The organism is Streptomyces sp. NPDC008317, assembly GCF_042955955.1.
GTDB lineage: Bacteria > Actinomycetota > Actinomycetes > Streptomycetales > Streptomycetaceae > Actinacidiphila.
The window spans coordinates 360,017-378,531 of the sequence record NZ_JBIBFQ010000005.1; the positions used below are offsets into that span (position 1 = coordinate 360,017).

Genomic DNA, 18,515 nt, shown 5'->3' on the forward strand with positions numbered 1-18,515 from the left:
GTCTCAGAAGAGGAAGTACCGCTGGGTCATGGGGAGTTCCGGCGCTGGCGCGGGCTCCACGACCTCGCCGTCGATCCGTACGGTGAACGTGTCGGGTTCGACCTCGACTCTCGGCAGCGCGTCGTTCTCCCGCATGTCGGCCTTGGTCAGGGCGCGTGTACTGCGGATCGGCACGAACTCCTTGCCGAGGCCGAGGCGTTCGGGCAGGCCGTCCTCCAGCGCCGCCTCGTTGACGAAGTTGACGGAGTTGGCGGCGGGCGCGGCGCCGACCGCGCCGAACATCGGCCGGGGAAGCACGGGTTGGGGGGTGGGGATGGACGCGTTGGCGTCGCCCATCTGGGCGTAGGCGATCTGCCCGCCCTTGATGACGAGTTGCGGCTTGACTCCGAAGAACGCCGGTTCCCACAGCACCAGGTCGGCGAGCTTCCCGGCCTCGACGGAGCCGATCTCGTGGTCGAGGCCCTGCGCGACCGCGGGGTTGATGGTGTATTTGGCGACATAGCGGCGGGCGCGGTGGTTGTCGGCCGCGCCGTCGCCGGGGAGCGCGCCGCGCCGTCGCTTCATCACGTGCGCGGTCTGCCAGGTGCGCAGGGCGACTTCGCCGATCCGGCCCATGGCCTGTGAGTCGGAGCTGATGATGCTGATCGCGCCGAGGTCGTGCAGGACGTCCTCGGCGGCGATGGTCGACGGGCGGATCCGGGACTCGGCGAAGGCGAGGTCCTCGGGGACCGACGGGTTGAGGTGGTGGCAGACCATCAGCATGTCGAGGTGCTCCTCGACGGTGTTGACGGTGTGCGGCCGGGTCGGGTTGGTCGAGGACGGCAGCACGTGCGGCTGCGAGACCACGGTGATGATGTCGGGCGCGTGCCCGCCGCCCGCGCCTTCGGTGTGGTAGGCGTGGATGCCCCGGCCCGCGATGGCGGCCAGGGTGTCCTCGACGAATCCGGCCTCGTTCAACGTGTCGGTGTGGATGGCCAGTTGGGCGCCGGTCCGCTCACAGACCGTCAGGCAGGCGTCGATGGCGGCGGGGGTGGCGCCCCAGTCCTCGTGGATCTTGAACCCGACGGCTCCGGCGCGCAGTTGGTCGTGCATGGACCGCTGGTTGACGGTGTTGCCCTTGCCGAGCAGCCCGACGTTGACCGGGTACGCCTCCAGGCCCGCGAACATCCGCGCCAGGTGCCAGCCGCCGGGCGTGACGGTGGTCGCCTTGGTGCCCTCGGCCGGTCCCGTGCCGCCGCCGATGACGGTGGTGACGCCCGCCGACAGGGCCTGCGGCAGCAGCGTCGGCGAGATGAAGTGGACGTGCGCGTCGATGGTGCCCGCGGTGAGGATTTTGCCGTTGCCCGCGATGATCTCGGTCTCGGGGCCGATGACGAGGTCGGGGTGGACGCCGTCCATCGTCTCGGGGTTGCCCGCCTTGCCCAGCGCGGTGATCCGGCCGTCGCGGATGCCGATGTCCGCCTTGACCACGCCCCAGTGGTCGAGGACGACGGCGCCGGTGATGACGGTGTCGGGCGCGCCCTCCGCGCGGCTGGTCCGCGCCTGGCCCATCGACTCGCGGATCACCTTGCCGCCGCCGAAGACGGCTTCGTCGCCCGCGAGTCCCGGCCCGCCCGCCAGGTCGCGTTCGACCTCGATCAGCAGGTCGGTGTCGGCCAGCCGGACCCGGTCCCCGGTGGTGGGGCCGTAGAGGTCGGCGTATACGGCCCGCGAGAGGTCAGCCATCGAGCGCCCCCGCGGTCTCGCCGCGCAGCCCGGCCACGACGCGCTGTCCGGCGATCGGCACGAGTTCGACCTCGGCGGGGATGCCGGGCTCGAAGCGTACGGCGGTGCCCGCGGCGATGTTCAGCCGCAGTCCGCGGGCGGCGGCGCGGTCGAACTCCAGACCGGGGTTGGCCTCGGCGAAGTGGTAGTGCGAGCCGACCTGGACGGGCCGGTCGGCCGCGTTGAGAACGGTGAGGCGGGTCACCGGACGGCCCGCGTTGAGCGGCACGGGCGCGTCCGCGCTGAGGATCTCTCCGGGGATCATGGCGCTCCTGCCCGTCAGACGATCGGCTGGTGGACGGTGACGAGCTTGGTGCCGTCGGGGAACGTGGCCTCGACCTGCACGTCGTGGATCATCTCGGGGATGCCGTCCATGACGTCGGCGCGGGTCAGCACGGTGCGCCCGGACTCCATCAGTTCCGAGACGCCGCGGCCGTCGCGGGCCCCTTCGAGCAGATGCGCGGTGATGAGCGCGACCGCCTCGGGGTGGTTGAGCCGCAGCCCGCGGGCGCGCCGCTTGGCCGCCACGTCCGCGGCGACATGGATGAGCAGGCGTTCCTGCTCGTGGGGGGTCAACTGCACAGCCACACCTCACAGTCGTCAGAACCCGCGAGATTAGTTCGACGCGGTTTCGACTGCGTTAACCCCTGTTACGGGCGGCGGTCGCTGTTACGGACGGCGGTCGCCGGTCTGGTGACCCCGGTGCTCGGCCGCGATGCCGAACCGTCGGCGTTCGCCCGTGGCGGACGTACGGGAGCCGACGGCGGAGACCGTACTGATCACCTGCTCCTCGGCCTGCTCGTCGAGATCACGCAGTCGTTGCAGGTCAGCGGCGGACACCAGGGCGACGAGGGGCTTGCCGTGGCGGGTCAGCACCACCTGTTCGCCGCCGTAGACCACGCGGTTGATCAGTTCCGCGAGCTCGGCACGCGCTTGTGTCACCGGGACGTCATGGGTCATGCTCCCCATCATAACGAGATGTACGTCCTGTACATTTTGACCAGTGGCCAGTTCCTGCGCCCAGATCCGCCCGGAGGTGCACGCCGTGTTCCGTCCCACCGCCCGCTACGTCCTGCCCGAGTTCACCGAACGCAGCAGCAACGGCGTCCGCACGATGGACCCGTACTCCAAGCTGCTCCAGGAGCGGATCATCTTCCTGGGCACCCAGGTCGACGACACCTCGGCGAACGACGTGATGGCCCAGCTCATCCACCTGGAGAACGCCGCCCCCGAGCAGGACATCAACCTCTACATCAACTCGCCCGGCGGCTCGTTCTCGGCGATGACCGCCATCTACGACACGATGCAGTTCGTCACCTGCGACGTGGCGACGGTCTGCATCGGGCAGGCCGCCTCGGCCGCGGCCGTGCTGCTGGCGGCGGGCGCGCCGGGCAAGCGCATGATCACTCCGGGCGCGCGGGTGCTGATCCACCAGCCGTCGCTCGGCGAGGTGGTCCAGGGGCCCATCTCGGACCTGGAGATCCAGGCCAATGAACTGCTGCGCACCCGCGAGCAGTTGGAGACGCTGCTGGCCCGGCACACCGGCCGGGACATCGAGCGGATCCGTACCGACATCGAGCGGGACAAGGTCCTCGACGGCGAAGAGGCCGTCGCCTACGGACTGGTGGACAAGCTGACCACCAGCCGCAAGACCAACGGCCCCGCGTACGGCCTGCGGTGACCCGCGGTGGTCCCGGAACTGCCGCCGCTTCCGGCGCTCACCCGCTCCGAGGGTGAGCTGATCGACTCCTACCTGGAGGTTGTCGATCTGCTCGGCCGGATCAATCCGTCCCGCACCGCCGACACCTACAGCGCCCTGCGGGCCGCCCAGGCGCTGGTGGGCCGGGCGACCGCGCTGCGCGACGCGCTGACCGTGATGCACATGCGGGGCGAGACCGAACTGCACCACGCCACACTGGCCCGCGCCCTGCGGGTGCTGGACGGCGAGCGGCGGTCGGGGCTGGTGGCGCTGGCGCCCGATCCGGCCGCGGGGCCGCCGCCCGCGTGAGGCTGGTGCGAACAGCGCGGCCCGTGCGGCCCGTGCGGCCCGTGCGGCCCGTTGGTGTGAGCCTCGTGCGGTCCGCCGACGGAGAGCTCGCGCGGCACGCCGACACAGACCAGGTGTGAGCGCGGTCACTCTGCGCGCTCGAAACCGTCGGCACTGCACCAAAGGGGCTCATCCCATCGGCGTATCCACCGCCGATTCATGCTCTCCGGCCGAATTGCGCGCACCGGCCAAAACCGCCCATCGTCCGTCACATATCCGCAGGTCAGATGATGCGACCGGAGGCGCGGACCGGGTGATTCGCCCCGGTGTCCACCCGAATAGGTGAGTCGTGACCTGACTCACACCGCGCGTTTCCCGCCCGGCTGTGGCCGGTTCTGTGCGTCACCATCCGTAGTGACGACAAGCCCCCGCCGCCGTGGCGGGGCGGTCCACGCGGACGCCCAGTCCCGCCGCCGCGTGGACGTCAGGTCGACATGAGTGCACCGGCGGGAGCGGAGGACCCAGGTACGACGGGTCGGTCACGGCACAGCGCCGGAGCCGTCCCTTGGGGTGAAGCCGCACCACGCGGCCGGGCATCTTCGCCAGCCCGAACCCGACAGGTCATCCTTCGGAGGCTGATGACGAAGGGTTGCGCATGTTCGCGCTCAAGTGCATCTCCGGACGGCTGTCCCGGCTCGGGACGGCCTCCGTGCTCACCGCCACAGCGGTCGCACTGCCCGCGCTGCTGCCGGGCACCGCCCAGCAGGCCGAGGCCGCGACGATGGGCGTGAAGGCCCTGAACGTGGCGGCGTCGAAGAAGGGCTCGCCCTACCAGTGGGGCGCCACCGGCCCGAACCGCTTCGACTGCTCGGGGCTGACGCTGTACTCGTTCAAGCGCGCGGGCAAGAAGCTGCCGCGTACCGCCGCCGCCCAGTACAACAGCACCCGGCACATCTCGTCGGGTGCCCGCCGCGTCGGTGACCTGGTGTTCTTCCACACCGGCCGGTCCATTTACCACGTCGGGATCTACGCCGGGAGCGGCCGGATCTGGCACGCCCCCAAGACCGGCGCCAGGGTCCGGCTGGAAAGGATCTGGACCAGCGCCGTCTGGTACGGGCGGGTGGCGTGACCCGGACGGCCGATTCCGGCCGCGACGCGTATCGCGCCCGTACGGCGTATACGGTCCGTGGAGCGGTGGGCACTCGCCGCCGCGCGGCCCGGCCGTCGTCCGGCCCGAACAGCGGCCCGGAGCCGTAGGACAGTGCGGGCCGGCGGCTCGGGTGCGACGGGGCGACCCGCCGCACCCCCTTCAGCGGCGTGGACAGCCGGTCCGGCCGGGGGTACGGCTCCCCCGGCCGGATCAGGGACGGTCAGCCCGCCGGGAGCAGCACCGGCGCGAACGGACGCGGCGCCGGAATCCCGCGCCACGGGACGTAGTACGGGTTGCGTACGCAGCCGGCCAGGTCCTCGTCCTTGGTCGCCTTGTCGACGGGACAGGCGCCGACGATGAAGCGCCGGGCGAGGCCGCCGGGGAAGGCGACCTCGTGCTGGTCGGCCCACTTGTGGGTGTCACCGATCGTGGCGTTGACGTCGATGCCGCCGGGCGCGTCCACGTAGTAGTTGAAGCCGGGCTTCCACTGCTTGTAGAGGTCGTGGTCGTAGGTGGTGCTCACGAACGGCGACGGCTGGTTCTTCAGCACGTACGCCGCGAGGTCGTACTGCCCGTCCTGCGCGGCCTTGGGCTGGAAGCCCTCCTGGAAGACCACGGCGGGGGCGCGGCCGTCCGAGCGGAACAGCTCCCCGCACGTGCGGCGGTAGGACGGCTCGGGCGTGATGCGCTCGACGTCGACGCTGCGGTCGGCGGCGGCGAACAGCGGGTCGTGGACCACCGGGCACCAGCCGTCGTCGCCCGCGGGGGCGGGACGGGGCACGAGGGACGTGGAGGGCGCGGACAGGGCGGTGGGCGCCGCGGGGGACAGGGGTCCGGAGGCGACGGCCGACGCGGTCTCCGACGTGGCCGCGGTCTGCGCGGCGAGTACGGCGGTCAGGGTCAGCGCGCCGGTCGTGAGAAGCGACCGGACTCGGTTCTTGATCATGACGCACAGACTCGCGGGACCGGCCCCGCGATCGGCCGCATGTCACCCGATCGTAGGCGCGTCCGGCCGCGTACGGGACGGCTGAGAGGATGGTCGGATGAGCTCGCCGACCACCGCGGCGCACCGCGCCGGGCCCTCTCTGCGGTCCCTGCTGGACGCCGCCGCGCGAGGCGACTTCCCGCCCGCCGACGGCACCGTCACCTTCGTCTCCCAGCCGTCGGCCCGCGACGCCGGAGTCATCGCCTTCACCGCCCACACCGTGGTCTTCGCCGACATCGCCGACGCGTCGGGGACGGCGGGCACGTCGGGGACGGCGGGCACGTCGGGGACGGCGGGGACGGCGGGTACGGCCGAATGCCCGGCGTCCGAAGGCACCGGTGCCGGTCTCCGCGCCCTGCTCCCGCCCGACGACCTGTCCGCTCCCCTCAACCCGCCTTTCCTGACCGCTCTTTGCGCCCGCACCGGCCGTGTGGTCAACAACCTCGACCTGCTGGCCCTGGCCGCCCCGCTGCCGGGCCCGCCCCCGCTCCCCCTCACCGAGACCACCGACCGCTCCCATCCGCGGATCGTGCGGGCGCTCCAGCACCGCGACGACGTGCGGGCCTGGACCGCGCCCGGCGGCACCGTCCTCATCGGCCGCGGTGTGGCGGGCCGTTGGGAGACCGCCGTCGAGGTGGACCCGGACGCCCGCGGCAAGGGGCTCGGCCGCCTTCTCGCCCTCGCGGCCCGTCATCTCGTCCCGGACGGCGCGCCGTTGTGGGCCCAGATCGCCCCGGGCAACGCGGCGAGCGTGCGGGCCTTCCTCGCCGCCGGTTTCGCACCGGTCGGAGCAGAGGCGCTGCTGGTGCCGCCGACGCGCCCGTGAACAGCGCCCGTCGCTCAGGCCACCGGGACCGCCCAGGGGATCGTGATCCAGACCGTCTTGCCGCCCTCGTCGGTCGGCGTGATCCGCAGCCTGCCGCCGGACTCCGCCGCCAGATGCCGAATGATCACCATCCCGCGCCCGTTGTCCTGCTGGACCGCCGCGGGCAGCCGCTGGGGCCAGCGCGGGTGGCTGTCGGTCACGCCGATCAGCAACTGCTCCTGCCGTTCGAGACGCACGTCCACGGTGAAGGTCGGCGACATTCCCGAGGTGTGCAGCACCGCGTTGGTGGCCAGCTCGGAGACGATCAGGCGCACGGCGTCGACCGAGGGGGCGTCCGACGGCAGCCCCCATTCGGCGAGTCGGGCGCAGACATAGCGCCGGGCCGCCGGTACCGAGGCAGGGTCGCTCGGCAGAGTGACGGAAGCTTCCTGCAGATCTGCCATGGCGACATCGTTCCTTTCCCATCCCACCGCGGACCGGGGTATCGGCGCGGGCTCTCCGGGCCACGCCCGGAAGTGGCTGGTTCGCGCCAGACTGCCACTAATCGTGCCGCCGTTTCGGACGGTCCACCGCGCAATGCATATATCTGTCGCTCAAATCGGTGAACTCTGCTACGTGGATACGCATTTGGTCGGCACACTGTCGTAATGACCGCCCGACTACCGGCATCCCTCACTTCAGGAGGTGCGAGAGGCCATGGAACGGGTCCCCGCCGTACGACGACGCAAGCTCGGCGGCGAACTGCGCCGACTCCGCGACCTGTCCGGAATGACCAGCGAGCAGGTCGCCGAGGCGGCCGGCTGGCACCAGTCGAAAGTCAGCCGTATCGAGACCGGCCGCAGCAGCGTCAGCGCCGAGGACGTCGACGTGCTGCTCGACGTCTACGAGGTGCGCGACCGCGATCTGCGCGACCTGCTGGGCACGCTGGCAGGTCAGGGCAGACAGCGCGGCTGGTGGCAGGACTTCCGCGACGTACTGCCCGTGGAGTACCGCGACTTCATCAGCCTGGAGGCGGGTGCCAGCCGGGCCCGCTCGATGGAGAACAGCGTGGTGCCCGGCCTGCTCCAGACCCCCGCCTACGCCCGGGCGCTCACCCGCGACGTCATGCCGCATCTGACCCGGAGCGAGGCCGGCGCACTGGTCGACGTGCGGATCGCCCGGCAGGCGGTGCTGCGCCAGGACGAGCCGCTGGAACTGTGGGCCGTGCTGGACGAGGCCGTGCTGCGCCGCGTGGTCGGCGGCCCCGCGGTCATGTCCGATCAGTTGCGGTCACTGGAACGCGCCGCCGCACTGCCGCAGATCCGGCTCCAGGTGCTGCCCTTCGGCGCCGGAGGCCACATAGGAGTTACGGGTTCGTTCGTTATCTTCTCATTTCCGCGCATCGCTGATCTCGACGTGGTTGTTATCGATCATTTGACGAGTAGTCTCTACGTCGATCGAAAAGAAGACATCACCGCTTACGGCGCCGCTTTCACCCGATTGAGCAACATTGCCCTTCCTCGCGACGAGTCCGTCGCGTTGATCAGTAAGATCGCCGGGGAGATGTCGCGATTCGCAGGCGCATAAAGGAGGCCACCATGGCGGCACAGTCCGGGTACGTTTCCTCGAGCGCGTCGATTTCCGGCGTGACATGGCGGAGGAGCAGTCACAGCACCGCCGCGAACAACTGCGTGGAGACCGCGAGACTGGCGTCGGGGCTGCTCGCCGTCCGCGATTCCAAGGACCAGGAGGGGCCCGCGCTGCTCTTCCCACCGGGTGCCTGGTCGCACTTCGTCGGGGCGCTGCGCCGGGACGACCTCGGCCCCGCGTAGGACCGGGTCGGTTCCTGCGGCGGACGGACGGCGGCGGGCCGCGCCCTCAACCGCGCGGCGCCGTACGGACGATGACGTCCACCGCGCCCGCGACCTGCGCGTCCGTCAGGTCGCAGCGCGCGGTCAGCCGCAGCCGGGACACCCCGTCGGGGACGGACGGCGGCCGGAAGCAGCCGACGGCCAGACCCGCGGCCCGGCACCGGGCCGCCCACTCGACGGCCGCCTCGGGCGAGGGCGCGCGCACCGACACCACACAGGCGTCGGGCGCCGTCGCGTCCAACTCCGCGGCGGTCAGCATCCGGTGGAAGGCGCGGGCCACGTGCAACGCGCGGTCGGCGCGCTCCGGCTCGCGCCGCAGCAGCCGCAGCGCGCCGAGGGCGGCGCCCGCCGCGGCCGGGGCGAGACCGGTGTCGAAGATGAAGGTGCGGGCGGCGTTGACCAGGTGCTCGATGACGGCCGCGGGGCCGAGTACCACACCGCCCTGCGCGCCGAACGCCTTCGACAGCGTCGCCGTGCCCACCACGTCGGGGGCTCCGGCGAGTCCGGCCGCCGCGAGCGCGCCGCGCCCGCCCTCGCCCAGCACGCCGAAGCCGTGCGCGTCGTCGACGAGCAGCGCGGCGCCGTACTCGCGGCAGGCCGCGGCGAGCGCGGGCAGCGGCGCCGCGTCGCCGTCCACCGAGAACACCGAGTCGCTGACGACGACGGAGGACGCTCCCCCGGACCGGGACGCGTCGGCGTCCCGCCGGGCCCGCGCGCCGAGCGCCTTGCGTACGGCCTCGGGGTCGGCGTGCGGCACCACTTCGGTGGTGGCGCGCGACAGGCGGCAGCCGTCGATCAGTGAGGCGTGGTTGGCGGCGTCGGAGACCAGCAGGGTGTCGGGGCCGGTCAGCGCGGTGACGGCGGCGAGGTTGGCGGCGTAGCCGGAGGCGAGGACCAGGGCCGCCTCGAAGCCGGTGAAGTCGGCGATCTCCGCTTCGAGTTCCGCGTGCAGCGCGGTGCTGCCGGTGACCAGCCGGGAGCCGGTGGCGCCCGCGCCCCAGCGCAGGCAGGCGTCGGCGCCCGCCTGCGTGACCTCGGGGTGCCGGGTCAGGCCGAGGTAGTCGTTGCCCGCGAGGTCGAGCAGTTCCCAGTCCGCCGGGCGGGGGCGCAACTCCCGCCGGAGCCCGGCCTCGCGCCTGATCCGGTCCTGTTCCGCGATCCAGCCGAAGGGACCTGACGGGTCGGCGGTGTCGCTCCCGGCGGAGGCGTGCGGGTCGGCGGGGTCGGTGCTCTTCACGGGTGTCCCTGGGGTCGGCGGGTCGATGGATCGGGCGGAGCGGGCGGATCGGGCGGATCGGTGCGCGAGCCGGTCGGGCGGATCGGCGGCTTTTCGGCTCAGCGGTTCTTCGGCTCAGCGGTTCTTCGGCTCAGCGTTTCAGTGGCACTTCGGTTCAGCGGCACTTCTGGTTGGGCCGCGCGCCCCCTCACACGGACGTCATCAGCAACGTACTGGCCCGCACACATGCACAGGGTGTGGTGATGCACACACCAGTAGCCACCCGAGTTGTGCGGTCCGCCATTGGCCGCGGGTGCCGTCGTGCGCGAGGATCGCCCCTATGGATCTGCTGACCACTCTCGTGGACAAGGGGCTGCGGCGCGAGCTGCCCACCAGGGACGAGGCGCTTGCCGTCCTCGCGACCTCCGACGACGAACTGCTCGACGTGGTGGCCGCCGCGGGCAAGGTGCGCCGCCAGTGGTTCGGACGCCGGGTCAAGCTGAACTACCTGGTCAACCTCAAGTCCGGGCTGTGCCCCGAGGACTGCTCGTACTGTTCGCAGCGGCTCGGCTCGAAGGCCGAGATCCTCAAGTACACCTGGCTCAAGCCCGACGAGGCCGCCGCGGCGGCGCGCGCCGGGGTGGCGGGCGGCGCCAAGCGGGTGTGCCTGGTGGCGAGCGGGCGCGGTCCCACCGACCGCGACGTGGACCGGGTCTCGGCGACCATCGCGGCCATCAAGGACCAGAACGAGGACGTCGAGGTGTGCGCCTGCCTCGGCCTGCTCTCCGGCGGCCAGGCCGAGCGGCTGCGGACGGCGGGCGCGGACGCGTACAACCACAACCTCAACACCTCCGAGAACACCTACGGCGACATCACCACGACGCACACCTACGCCGACCGCGTGGACACCGTGCGGCAGGCGCAGGCCGCCGGGCTGTCCGCGTGCTCGGGGCTGATCGCGGGCATGGGCGAGAGCGACGCGGACCTGGTGGACGTGGTGTTCTCGCTGCGCGCGCTCGACCCGGACTCGGTGCCGGTGAACTTCCTGATCCCGTTCGAGGGCACGCCGCTGGCCAAGGAGTGGAATCTCACCCCGCAGCGCTGCCTGCGCATCCTGGCGATGACGCGGTTCGTCTGCCCGGACGTCGAGGTACGGCTCGCGGGCGGCCGTGAGGTGCACCTGCGCACGATGCAGCCGCTCGCCCTGCACCTGGTCAACTCGATCTTCCTGGGCGACTATCTGACCAGCGAGGGCCAGGCGGGCCAGGCCGACCTCGACATGATCGCCGACGCGGGCTTCGAGGTGGAGGGCGCGGGGACGTCCACGCTGCCCGCGCACCGCGCCGACGTCGCGGAGGCGGCGACCGGCTGCGGTTCCCACGCTTCCGGCTCCGTGTGCGGCTCGCACGAAGGCGGCTGCGGCCCCTGCGGCCACGACGAGGACGCGGCACCCGCCGCGAGCGCGGCGCCCGTGCGGACCGAAACGGCGCGGACGGAACCGGTACGCGCCGAGGGCCCGCGCCCCGATCTGGTGGCGGTACGGCGACGCGGCGCGGGGACGGACCTGCCGCCCAATGCCTGAGCCCTGCCCCTCGCCCGACGCGCCGCTCGCCCCGGACACGCTGCTGGCGCTGGACCGGGAGCACGTCTGGCATCCGTACGGCCCGATGCCCGGCCGTCAGGAGCCGCTTGTCGTCGCGTCCGCCTCCGGCGTACGGCTGCGGCTCGCGGCGCCCGCCGAGGGCCGTACCGAACTGGTCGACGGCATGTCGTCGTGGTGGTCGGCGATCCACGGCTACCGGCACCCCGTGCTGGACGACGCGGCGCACGCCCAGCTCGACCGGATGAGTCATGTGATGTTCGGCGGGCTCACGCACGAGCCCGCCGTACGTCTCGCGGCCAAGCTGGTGGAGATCACGCCGGAGCCGCTGCGGCATGTCTTCCTCGCCGACTCGGGTTCCGTGTCGGTCGAGGTCGCGATCAAGATGTGCCTCCAGTACTGGCGTTCGCTGGGCAGGCCGGGCAAACAGCGGCTGCTGACCTGGCGCGGCGGCTACCACGGGGACACCTGGCAGCCGATGTCGGTGTGCGATCCGGACGGCGGCATGCACGAGCTGTGGTCGGGCGTGCTGCCCCGGCAGATCTTCGCCGACGCCCCGCCGCCCGGCTTCGACGCGGCGCCCGACGCCGTGTACACCGCGCATCTGCGGGAGTTGATCGGACGGCACGCCGACGAGCTGGCCGCCGTCATCGTCGAGCCGGTGGTGCAGGGCGCGGGCGGCATGTCCTTCCACTCCCCCGAGTACCTGCGGGTGCTGCGGGAGGCGTGCGACGAGCACGACGTCCTGCTGGTCTTCGACGAGATCGCCACCGGTTTCGGCCGCACCGGCACGCTCTTCGCGGCCGAGCACGCCGGGGTCTGCCCCGATGTGATGTGCGTCGGCAAGGCGTTGACCGGCGGCTATCTCACGATGGCGGCGGCGCTGTGCACCGGCGAGGTCGCCGAGGGCATCTCGCGCGGCGAGGTGCCGGTGCTGGCGCACGGCCCGACCTTCATGGGCAATCCGCTGGCCGCCGCCGTCGCCTGCGCCTCCGTCGACCTGCTGCTCGACCACGACTGGGCGTTGGAGGTCAAGCGCATCGAGTCCGGGCTGCGCGAGGGCCTGGACGGGGTCGCCGCGCTGCCCGGTGTCCGCGATGTGCGGGTGCTCGGCGCGATCGGCGTCGTCCAGCTCGACCACCCGGTCGACATGGCGGCGGCCACCGCCGCCTCGGTACGCGCCGGGGTGTGGCTGCGGCCCTTCCGCGATCTCGTCTACACGATGCCGCCCTATGTGACGGGCGACGACGACGTGGCGCGGATCTGCGCGGCGGTACGGGACGCGGCCGTCGCGGGCTGACCGGACCGCGTCCTTGGCGGCAGACGCACGGCATCCGACATACCGCGCGCCGTACGGCATACGTCGTACGAGCTGACCGCGCTCGTCACCAATTGGGCGGAATGAGCGGTCCCGGCACGGGTACGAGGCGCGCCGGGACCGTACGCTCCGGGCACACGCGCGGCGCCCGGAGCGGCACGGCGACATGACATGGCACGGCAACGAGGAACGGAGCGACACCATGGCCATCGTGGTCATCACCGGAACGGGTACCGAGGTCGGCAAGACGGTGGCCACCGCCGCCGTGGCCGCCGCGTCGCTCGCGCAGGGGCTGAGCGTGGCCGTGCTCAAGCCCGCCCAGACGGGCGTGGCGGACGGCGAGCAGGGGGACGCCGCGGAGGTGGCCAGGCTCGCGGGTCCGGTGACGGCGGCCGAACTGGCCCGCTACCCCGAGCCGTTGGCGCCCGCGACGGCGGCCCGCCGCGCCGGACTGCGGCCGGTGGGCCCCGAGGACATCGCGGAGGCGGCGGCCAAACTGTCCGCGGTGCACGACGTCGTGCTGGTCGAGGGCGCGGGCGGGCTGCTGGTCCGCTACGACGAGCAGGGCTCGACCCTCGCCGACGCGGCGGCGCTGCTGCGGGCCCGTGTGCTGCTGGTCGCCCCGGCCGGCCTCGGCACCCTCAACAGCACGGCGCTGACCGTCGAAGCGCTCAGCGCCCGCAAGGTCGACTGCATCGGTGTGATCATCGGAAGCTGGCGGGCCGAGCCGGAGCTGGCCGAGCGCTGCAACATCGCGGACCTGCCCGAGGTCGCGCAGGCGCCGCTGCTCGGCGCGCTGCCGGAAGCCGCCGGCGCCCTGTCCCCCGCCGCCTTCCGCACCGCCGCCCCCGACTGGCTGGCCCCGCAGCTCGGCGGCACCTGGGACGCGGCCGCCTTCGCGGAGGTCTTCGCCCCGGCGCCGTACAAGGCGTAGGCGCGCGGGGCATCGCCGGACAGGGCGCAGCCGTACGTACGGGCGACCGCGAGCGGGCGCAGCCGTACGTACGGGCGACCGCGAGCGCGCCGCTACCCGACCTGTCCGGCCGGGCCCAGCTCCGCCTCCGTCGTCCAGGTGCGCAGCTCGTCGGCTATCCGGTCCAGTGGCGCCGAGCCGTCCTTCACCAGCCGGGCCAGGTCACGTACCTGTTCCGGCGTCATGGAGGGCTTGAGGCGGCTGGCGACGAGGTAGGCGTAGGCCACGGCCGAGGCGAACAGCGCGTTCGTCTCCTCCAGCGCCGGGACGTGCACGAGCAACTGGAGCATGGCGGCGGCGCGGGTGTGGGTGTCGGTGTAGACGGGCGTGCCGAAGATCTCCGCGTCGTGCCTGCTGACGGCCGCGACGAGCGCGCCCCAGTCGGTCACCTGCGGGTCGCCCGGCGTGTAGTGCTCGGCGACCATCAGCAGCCATGCGAGGTCGATACGGAGGGTCAACGCGCGCCTTCACCCCGGGCGGCCGCCCGGGTGCCGAACTCCTCGGCGAAGACCTCTTCGTAACGCTTCATGAAGTCGGCGGCGGCCTCGACGAATGCCTTGCCGTTCTCGCCCTCGTCCTGCTGGACGAGTTCCTCGATATAGCGGTTCACACTGATACCGCGCTGCGACGCGCGCTGCCGGGCCGTCTCGGCCGTGGCTTCGTCCACCCGAACGTTCAACTGGGTCTTCGACATGCGTCCACGCTAGCGCCGTGGCGCTAGTAGCGGCAAGGGCGCCTTCCTCGGCAACAGCGGGAACCTCCCGCGCCCCCCGGGGACGGATCGGGGCCTTCGACCGTTGGCAGGGCATGAACGACATTCATCTCGCATGCCGGAATTCCCCACCCGGAAATCGGTGCGGTGATTGGCTGCGGTGATGAGCGATCTTCACCTTCGGACCGCCACCCCCTCCGACGCCCTGCCCGTCCTCGCCTTCTGGCGGGTCGCGGCCGAGGGCACCAGCATCAGCGACGACCGGGCGGGAGTGGAACGACTGATCGCCCGCGACCCCGGCGCTCTGCTCCTCGCCGAGCGGGACGGCGACCTCGTCGGTACGGTCATCGCCGGTTTCGACGGCTGGCGCTGCCACCTCTACCGCCTCGCCGTCCACCCGGACGCCCGGCGTCAGGGCGTAGCGACCGCGCTGCTCGACGCCGCCGAACGCCGCTTCACCGCGCTCGGCGGCAGGCGCGGCGACGCGATGGTGCTCGAACGCAACGAGCGGGCGCAGCACGCCTGGAGAGCGGCCGGGTACACCCGCGAGTCCCGCTGGCGCCGGTGGACCAAGCCGCTCACCTCATGACGGTTCACCGAGCGACGACCGGGCCGGCCCCGGACCGCCAATACCGAGCGGTCGGCCCGGTCGTGGCCGATCATGGGACCGAGGTGACCGGATGACTGAAACACTTCTGCTGTTGGTGGCCGTACTGCTCACCCTCGCCTGCGGCGTCTTCGTCGCGGCCGAATTCTCCCTGACCACGATCGAGCGCGGTGAGCTGGAGCGCGCGGCGCGGGACGGCGAGCGCGGCGCCGCGGCGGCGCTGGCGGCCGTCCGCACACTGACCGTGCAGCTCTCCGGCGCGCAGCTCGGCATCACCGTGACGGGGCTGGTCATCGGCATGCTCGCCAAGAGCTCGATCGCGGAGCTGCTGCGCGGGCCGCTGCGGGCCGCGGGGCTGCCGGACTCGGCGTCGTCCTCCGTCGCCCTGGTGCTGGGCACCGCCCTGTCCACGGTGGCGCTGATGGTGGTCGGCGAGCTGGTGCCGAAGAACTGGGCGATCTCCACTCCGCTGCCGGTCGCCAAGGCCGTGGCGGCGCCGCAGCGCGCCTTCACCGCCGCCTTCCACCCGCTGATCCACCACCTCAACAACACCGCGAACCGGGTGCTGCGCGCGATGGGCCTCGAACCCGCGGAGGAGCTGGCGTCGGCGCGCGGCCCGCAGGAGCTGGCCGCGCTGGCCCGGCACTCCGCCAAGGAGGGTGTGCTGGAGGCGGACACCGCGGAGCTGTTCGTCCGTACCCTCAACCTCGCCGAGCTCACCGCGGAGAACGTGATGACGCCGCGCGTCCAGGTCACCGCGCTCGAAGCACAGGCCACCGCCGAGGACGTGGCGAACGCGACCCGCGCGACCGGCCTGTCCCGCTTCCCCGTCTACCGCGGCAGCCTGGACTCGGTGATCGGCACCGCCCACATCAAGGACGTCCTCGCGGTCCCCGCCGACCGGCGCCCGCGCGTGCCGGTCACCGAGCTGCTGCGCGAACCGCTGCTGGTCCCGGAGACGCTGACGGTCGACCGGCTGCTCGACCGGCTGGGCGGACGGCGCTCGATGGCCGTGGTGATCGACGAGTACGGGGGCACGGCGGGCGTGGTGACCATGGAGGACATCGTGGAGGAGGTCGTCGGCGAGGTCCGCGACGAGCACGACCCGCACGAGCTTCCCGACCTGCTCTTCCTGCGGGAGGCGCCGGACGGGCGGCGGATCTACGACGCGGACGGCGCGACCCGTACCGAGGACCAGTTGGAGCGGATCGGGCTGCACGCCCCCGACGGGCCGTACGAGACGCTGGCCGGTCTCGTGGCCCAGCGCCTCGGCCGTATCCCGGCGCGCGGCGACGCCTTCGAGCTGGACGGATGGCGGATCGAGGTCACCGACGCGAGCGGGCACCGGGCGTCGCGGGCCCGGCTGATCTCCCCCGCGCGGGCGGCCCGGGCCCCCGCCGCCGCGGACAGGGCGGCGGGCGGCACGCCCGGCGCCACGGCGGGCAACCCGCCCGGCAACGCGCCCGGCGACACCGCGGGCACGGCCGAGCGGAGACGTGACCGATGACCGTCGTCCAGTTGCTCATCGGCGCGCTCACCCTCGTGGTGAACGCGTTCTTCGTCGGCGCCGAATTCGCCATGATCTCGGTACGCCGCGGCCAGGTGGAAACCCTCGCCGAGAGCGGCGACCGCCGCGCCCGCAGCGTGGTGTGGGGTCTGGAACACCTCTCGCCGCTGCTGGCCGCGGCGCAGCTCGGCATCACCGTGTGCACGCTGGTGCTCGGTATCGTCGCCGAGCCCGCCATCGCGCACCTGCTGGAGCCGGTGTTCCACGCCGTGCACGTGCCGGAGGGCGCGATCCACGTCATCGCGTTCGTGATCGCGCTGGCCGTGGCCACGTATCTGCACATGCTGTTCGGCGAGATGGTGCCGAAGAACATCGCGCTGGCCGATCCGGTGCGGTCCGCGCTGGTCCTCGGCCCGCCGCTGGTGGGGCTGACCAGGGCGCTGCGGCCGGTGATCTTCGCGATCAACGCGTTCGCCAACACGCTGCTGCGGCTGCTGCGGGTGGAGCCGCGCTCCGAGGTGGCGGCCGTCTTCTCCGACGACGAGCTGTCCCGGATGGTGGTGGACGCCGGGGCGGCGGGGCTGCTCGACGAGCGGGCCGCCGAGCGGCTGCGGGACGCCCTGGAGCTGGGCAGGCGGCCGATCGGCGAGATCGTGGTGCCGCCCGAGCGGGTGGTACGCGCGCCGCTGGGCATCACGCCCGAGGGCCTGGAAGCGCTCGCCGCCGACTCCGGTTACTCCCGATTCCCGGTCGCCGACCCCGACGGCCGGGTCCTGGGCTACCTGCACGTCAAGGACGCCCTGGACGCCGATCCGCGGGACGCGCCCTTCCGGCGCACCGCCCTGCGGCACATCACCCGCGTCGGCGCCGCCACCCCGCTGGACGACGTCCTCACCGCGATGCGGGCGGGCAGCGCCCACCTGGCGGCGGTCGTGGACGACGCGGGGCGCGGCATCGGGCTGGTGACGATGGAGGACGTGCTCAAGGAGCTGGTCGGTCCCGGACGCCCCTGAACGGCAGGGCGACCGGGTACGGGTCCCGACCTCGTTGCCGGTGCTCCTGAGCGGTCGCATAGGATCTCCGGCGCCATGCAGAATGACGCACAGACAGACACACAGGCGGGCGCGGAGGCGGGCGCGCGGTCGCCGGCCGCGTACAGCAGCTTCGTCGCGGTCGGCGACTCCTTCACCGAGGGCATGTCCGACCTGCTGCCCGACGGGTCCTACCGGGGCTGGGCGGACCTGCTCGCCGCCCGCCTCGCCGCCGCTTCCCGCACTGCGGCCGGGGACGGGGACGGGACCGTGGACGGGACCGCGACCGGGACCGGTCAGCAGCCGGTGCCGGGGGACGGTCCGGGCTTCCGGTACGCGAATCTCGCCGTGCGCGGCAAGCTGATCCGGCAGATCTCCGAGGACCAGGTCGACGTGGCCGCCGCGATGGGCGCCGACCTGATCACCCTGGTCGGCGGCCTCAACGACGTGCTGCGGCCCAAGTGCGACGTGGACGAGGTCTGCGCGGTCCTGGAGAGCTGTGTCGAACGGCTCACGCCGGCCTGCGGCCAGCTCGTCCTGATGCGCAGCCCCGCCCGGCGCGGGCCGGTCGCCGCCCGCTTCCTGCCCCGGATGGAACAGCTCTTCGCCTTCCTCGACGACCTCGCGGCCCGCCACGGCGCCCTGGTCGTCGACCTCTACGGCGCCGAGGTCCTGGGCGACCAGCGCATGTGGGCCGACGACCGGCTCCACCTCACGGCGGACGGCCACCGGCGCGTCGCCGAGGCCGTCTGGCAGACCCTCGGCCATCCCGCCGAGTCCGACTGGACGGTCGGTCTCCCCCCGGCGGTCCGCCCCGGCTGGACCGCCCGCCGCACGGCCGACCTGCGCTTCACCCGGCGGCACCTCGTCCCGTGGATCGGCCGCCGCCTCACCGGCCGCTCCTCCGGCGACGGCCGTCCCGCCAAGCGCCCCGACCTGCTGCCGTGGACGGCCGGTCCGTCGTACGACGACTGATCCGCCGTACGACG

Annotated in this window: 22 protein-coding genes and 1 riboswitch; of the genes, 13 read left to right on the forward strand and 9 right to left on the reverse strand. The window is 72.7% G+C overall.

The window, feature by feature from the left end; genetic code table 11:
• Positions 1–3 precede the first annotated feature (3 nt).
• From ACFY9V_RS18765 to ACFY9V_RS18780, 4 genes are all read right to left on the reverse strand, one after another.
• The gene (locus tag ACFY9V_RS18765) at positions 4–1,725 is read right to left on the reverse strand and encodes an urease subunit alpha (protein ID WP_391161979.1); all 1,722 of its coding nucleotides are present in this window, start codon (positions 1,723–1,725) and stop codon (positions 4–6) included.
• Complete coding sequence (locus ACFY9V_RS18770; protein ID WP_355341174.1) at positions 1,718–2,029, reverse strand: urease subunit beta; 312 nt, start codon at positions 2,027–2,029, stop codon at positions 1,718–1,720. The genes ACFY9V_RS18765 and ACFY9V_RS18770 overlap by 8 nt, the downstream gene beginning before the upstream one ends.
• Before the next feature lie 14 nt (positions 2,030–2,043).
• Positions 2,044–2,346, reverse strand: coding sequence for an urease subunit gamma (locus tag ACFY9V_RS18775; RefSeq protein WP_355341177.1), 303 nt, complete (start codon positions 2,344–2,346; stop codon positions 2,044–2,046).
• Between the two features lie 87 nt (positions 2,347–2,433).
• On the reverse strand, positions 2,434–2,724 hold the full coding sequence (locus ACFY9V_RS18780; protein WP_188285531.1) for a type II toxin-antitoxin system Phd/YefM family antitoxin: 291 nt from the start codon (positions 2,722–2,724) through the stop codon (positions 2,434–2,436).
• An 85-nt stretch (positions 2,725–2,809) separates the two neighbouring features.
• Here ACFY9V_RS18780 and ACFY9V_RS18785 point away from each other — a divergent pair, with 85 nt between their 5' ends.
• The 3 genes from ACFY9V_RS18785 (at position 2,810) to ACFY9V_RS18795 (ending at position 4,880) form a co-directional block, all read left to right on the forward strand.
• The gene (locus ACFY9V_RS18785; protein ID WP_188285535.1) at positions 2,810–3,445 is read left to right on the forward strand and encodes an ATP-dependent Clp protease proteolytic subunit; all 636 of its coding nucleotides are present in this window, start codon (positions 2,810–2,812) and stop codon (positions 3,443–3,445) included.
• A 6-nt stretch (positions 3,446–3,451) separates the two neighbouring features.
• Complete coding sequence (locus ACFY9V_RS18790; RefSeq protein WP_188285530.1) at positions 3,452–3,772, forward strand: hypothetical protein; 321 nt, start codon at positions 3,452–3,454, stop codon at positions 3,770–3,772.
• A gap of 502 nt (positions 3,773–4,274) precedes the next feature.
• Positions 4,275–4,403: riboswitch (cyclic di-AMP (ydaO/yuaA leader) on the forward strand.
• A 3-nt stretch (positions 4,404–4,406) separates the two neighbouring features.
• The gene (locus ACFY9V_RS18795; protein WP_355341181.1) at positions 4,407–4,880 is read left to right on the forward strand and encodes a C40 family peptidase; all 474 of its coding nucleotides are present in this window, start codon (positions 4,407–4,409) and stop codon (positions 4,878–4,880) included.
• A gap of 241 nt (positions 4,881–5,121) precedes the next feature.
• Here the strand turns inward: ACFY9V_RS18795 and ACFY9V_RS18800 are convergent, their stop codons facing one another.
• Complete coding sequence (locus tag ACFY9V_RS18800) at positions 5,122–5,847, reverse strand: ADP-ribosyltransferase (RefSeq protein WP_391161980.1); 726 nt, start codon at positions 5,845–5,847, stop codon at positions 5,122–5,124.
• Between the two features lie 97 nt (positions 5,848–5,944).
• Between ACFY9V_RS18800 and ACFY9V_RS18805 the strand changes: the two genes are divergently transcribed.
• The gene (locus ACFY9V_RS18805; protein WP_391161981.1) at positions 5,945–6,712 is read left to right on the forward strand and encodes a GNAT family N-acetyltransferase; all 768 of its coding nucleotides are present in this window, start codon (positions 5,945–5,947) and stop codon (positions 6,710–6,712) included.
• Positions 6,713–6,726: 14 nt separating this feature from the next.
• Here ACFY9V_RS18805 and ACFY9V_RS18810 read toward each other — a convergent pair whose 3' ends face one another.
• On the reverse strand, positions 6,727–7,155 hold the full coding sequence (locus ACFY9V_RS18810; protein WP_355341190.1) for an ATP-binding protein: 429 nt from the start codon (positions 7,153–7,155) through the stop codon (positions 6,727–6,729).
• Between the two features lie 253 nt (positions 7,156–7,408).
• On the opposite strand from ACFY9V_RS18810, the gene ACFY9V_RS18815 reads away from it, so the two are divergent.
• On the forward strand, positions 7,409–8,278 hold the full coding sequence (locus ACFY9V_RS18815) for a helix-turn-helix transcriptional regulator (protein ID WP_355341193.1): 870 nt from the start codon (positions 7,409–7,411) through the stop codon (positions 8,276–8,278).
• 11 nt (positions 8,279–8,289) lie between these two features.
• On the forward strand, positions 8,290–8,523 hold the full coding sequence (locus ACFY9V_RS18820; RefSeq protein ID WP_355341196.1) for a DUF397 domain-containing protein: 234 nt from the start codon (positions 8,290–8,292) through the stop codon (positions 8,521–8,523).
• Between the two features lie 46 nt (positions 8,524–8,569).
• Here the strand turns inward: ACFY9V_RS18820 and ACFY9V_RS18825 are convergent, their stop codons facing one another.
• On the reverse strand, positions 8,570–9,799 hold the full coding sequence (locus ACFY9V_RS18825) for an aminotransferase class I/II-fold pyridoxal phosphate-dependent enzyme (protein ID WP_391161982.1): 1,230 nt from the start codon (positions 9,797–9,799) through the stop codon (positions 8,570–8,572).
• 319 nt (positions 9,800–10,118) lie between these two features.
• On the opposite strand from ACFY9V_RS18825, the gene bioB reads away from it, so the two are divergent.
• The 3 genes from bioB (at position 10,119) to bioD (ending at position 13,630) form a co-directional block, all read left to right on the forward strand.
• A complete protein-coding gene (bioB, locus tag ACFY9V_RS18830; protein WP_391161983.1) occupies positions 10,119–11,360 on the forward strand; it encodes a biotin synthase BioB in 1,242 nt (413 codons plus the stop codon).
• Complete coding sequence (locus ACFY9V_RS18835; protein ID WP_391161984.1) at positions 11,353–12,678, forward strand: adenosylmethionine--8-amino-7-oxononanoate transaminase; 1,326 nt, start codon at positions 11,353–11,355, stop codon at positions 12,676–12,678. Before bioB ends, ACFY9V_RS18835 begins: the two co-directional genes overlap by 8 nt.
• A 220-nt stretch (positions 12,679–12,898) precedes the next feature.
• Positions 12,899–13,630: a dethiobiotin synthase gene (gene bioD, locus ACFY9V_RS18840; protein ID WP_355341205.1), complete on the forward strand. Its 732-nt coding sequence runs from the start codon at positions 12,899–12,901 to the stop codon at positions 13,628–13,630.
• A 92-nt stretch (positions 13,631–13,722) separates the two neighbouring features.
• Here bioD and ACFY9V_RS18845 read toward each other — a convergent pair whose 3' ends face one another.
• Complete coding sequence (locus ACFY9V_RS18845) at positions 13,723–14,127, reverse strand: fic family toxin-antitoxin system, toxin component (RefSeq protein ID WP_355341208.1); 405 nt, start codon at positions 14,125–14,127, stop codon at positions 13,723–13,725.
• Positions 14,124–14,363, reverse strand: coding sequence for an antitoxin (locus tag ACFY9V_RS18850; RefSeq protein ID WP_355341211.1), 240 nt, complete (start codon positions 14,361–14,363; stop codon positions 14,124–14,126). The genes ACFY9V_RS18845 and ACFY9V_RS18850 overlap by 4 nt, the downstream gene beginning before the upstream one ends.
• A 181-nt stretch (positions 14,364–14,544) precedes the next feature.
• On the opposite strand from ACFY9V_RS18850, the gene ACFY9V_RS18855 reads away from it, so the two are divergent.
• The 4 genes from ACFY9V_RS18855 (at position 14,545) to ACFY9V_RS18870 (ending at position 18,501) form a co-directional block, all read left to right on the forward strand.
• Entirely contained in the window at positions 14,545–14,970 is a 426-nt protein-coding gene (locus ACFY9V_RS18855; protein WP_355341214.1) for a GNAT family N-acetyltransferase, read from the forward strand.
• A 91-nt stretch (positions 14,971–15,061) separates the two neighbouring features.
• The gene (locus ACFY9V_RS18860; protein ID WP_391161985.1) at positions 15,062–16,495 is read left to right on the forward strand and encodes a CNNM domain-containing protein; all 1,434 of its coding nucleotides are present in this window, start codon (positions 15,062–15,064) and stop codon (positions 16,493–16,495) included.
• On the forward strand, positions 16,492–17,508 hold the full coding sequence (locus tag ACFY9V_RS18865; protein ID WP_355341220.1) for a hemolysin family protein: 1,017 nt from the start codon (positions 16,492–16,494) through the stop codon (positions 17,506–17,508). Before ACFY9V_RS18860 ends, ACFY9V_RS18865 begins: the two co-directional genes overlap by 4 nt.
• Before the next feature lie 183 nt (positions 17,509–17,691).
• Positions 17,692–18,501 carry a GDSL-type esterase/lipase family protein gene (locus ACFY9V_RS18870; protein WP_391162221.1) on the forward strand — a complete coding sequence of 270 codons (810 nt, stop codon included), beginning with the start codon at positions 17,692–17,694 and terminating at the stop codon, positions 18,499–18,501.
• The last annotated feature ends 14 nt before the right edge of the window (positions 18,502–18,515 follow it).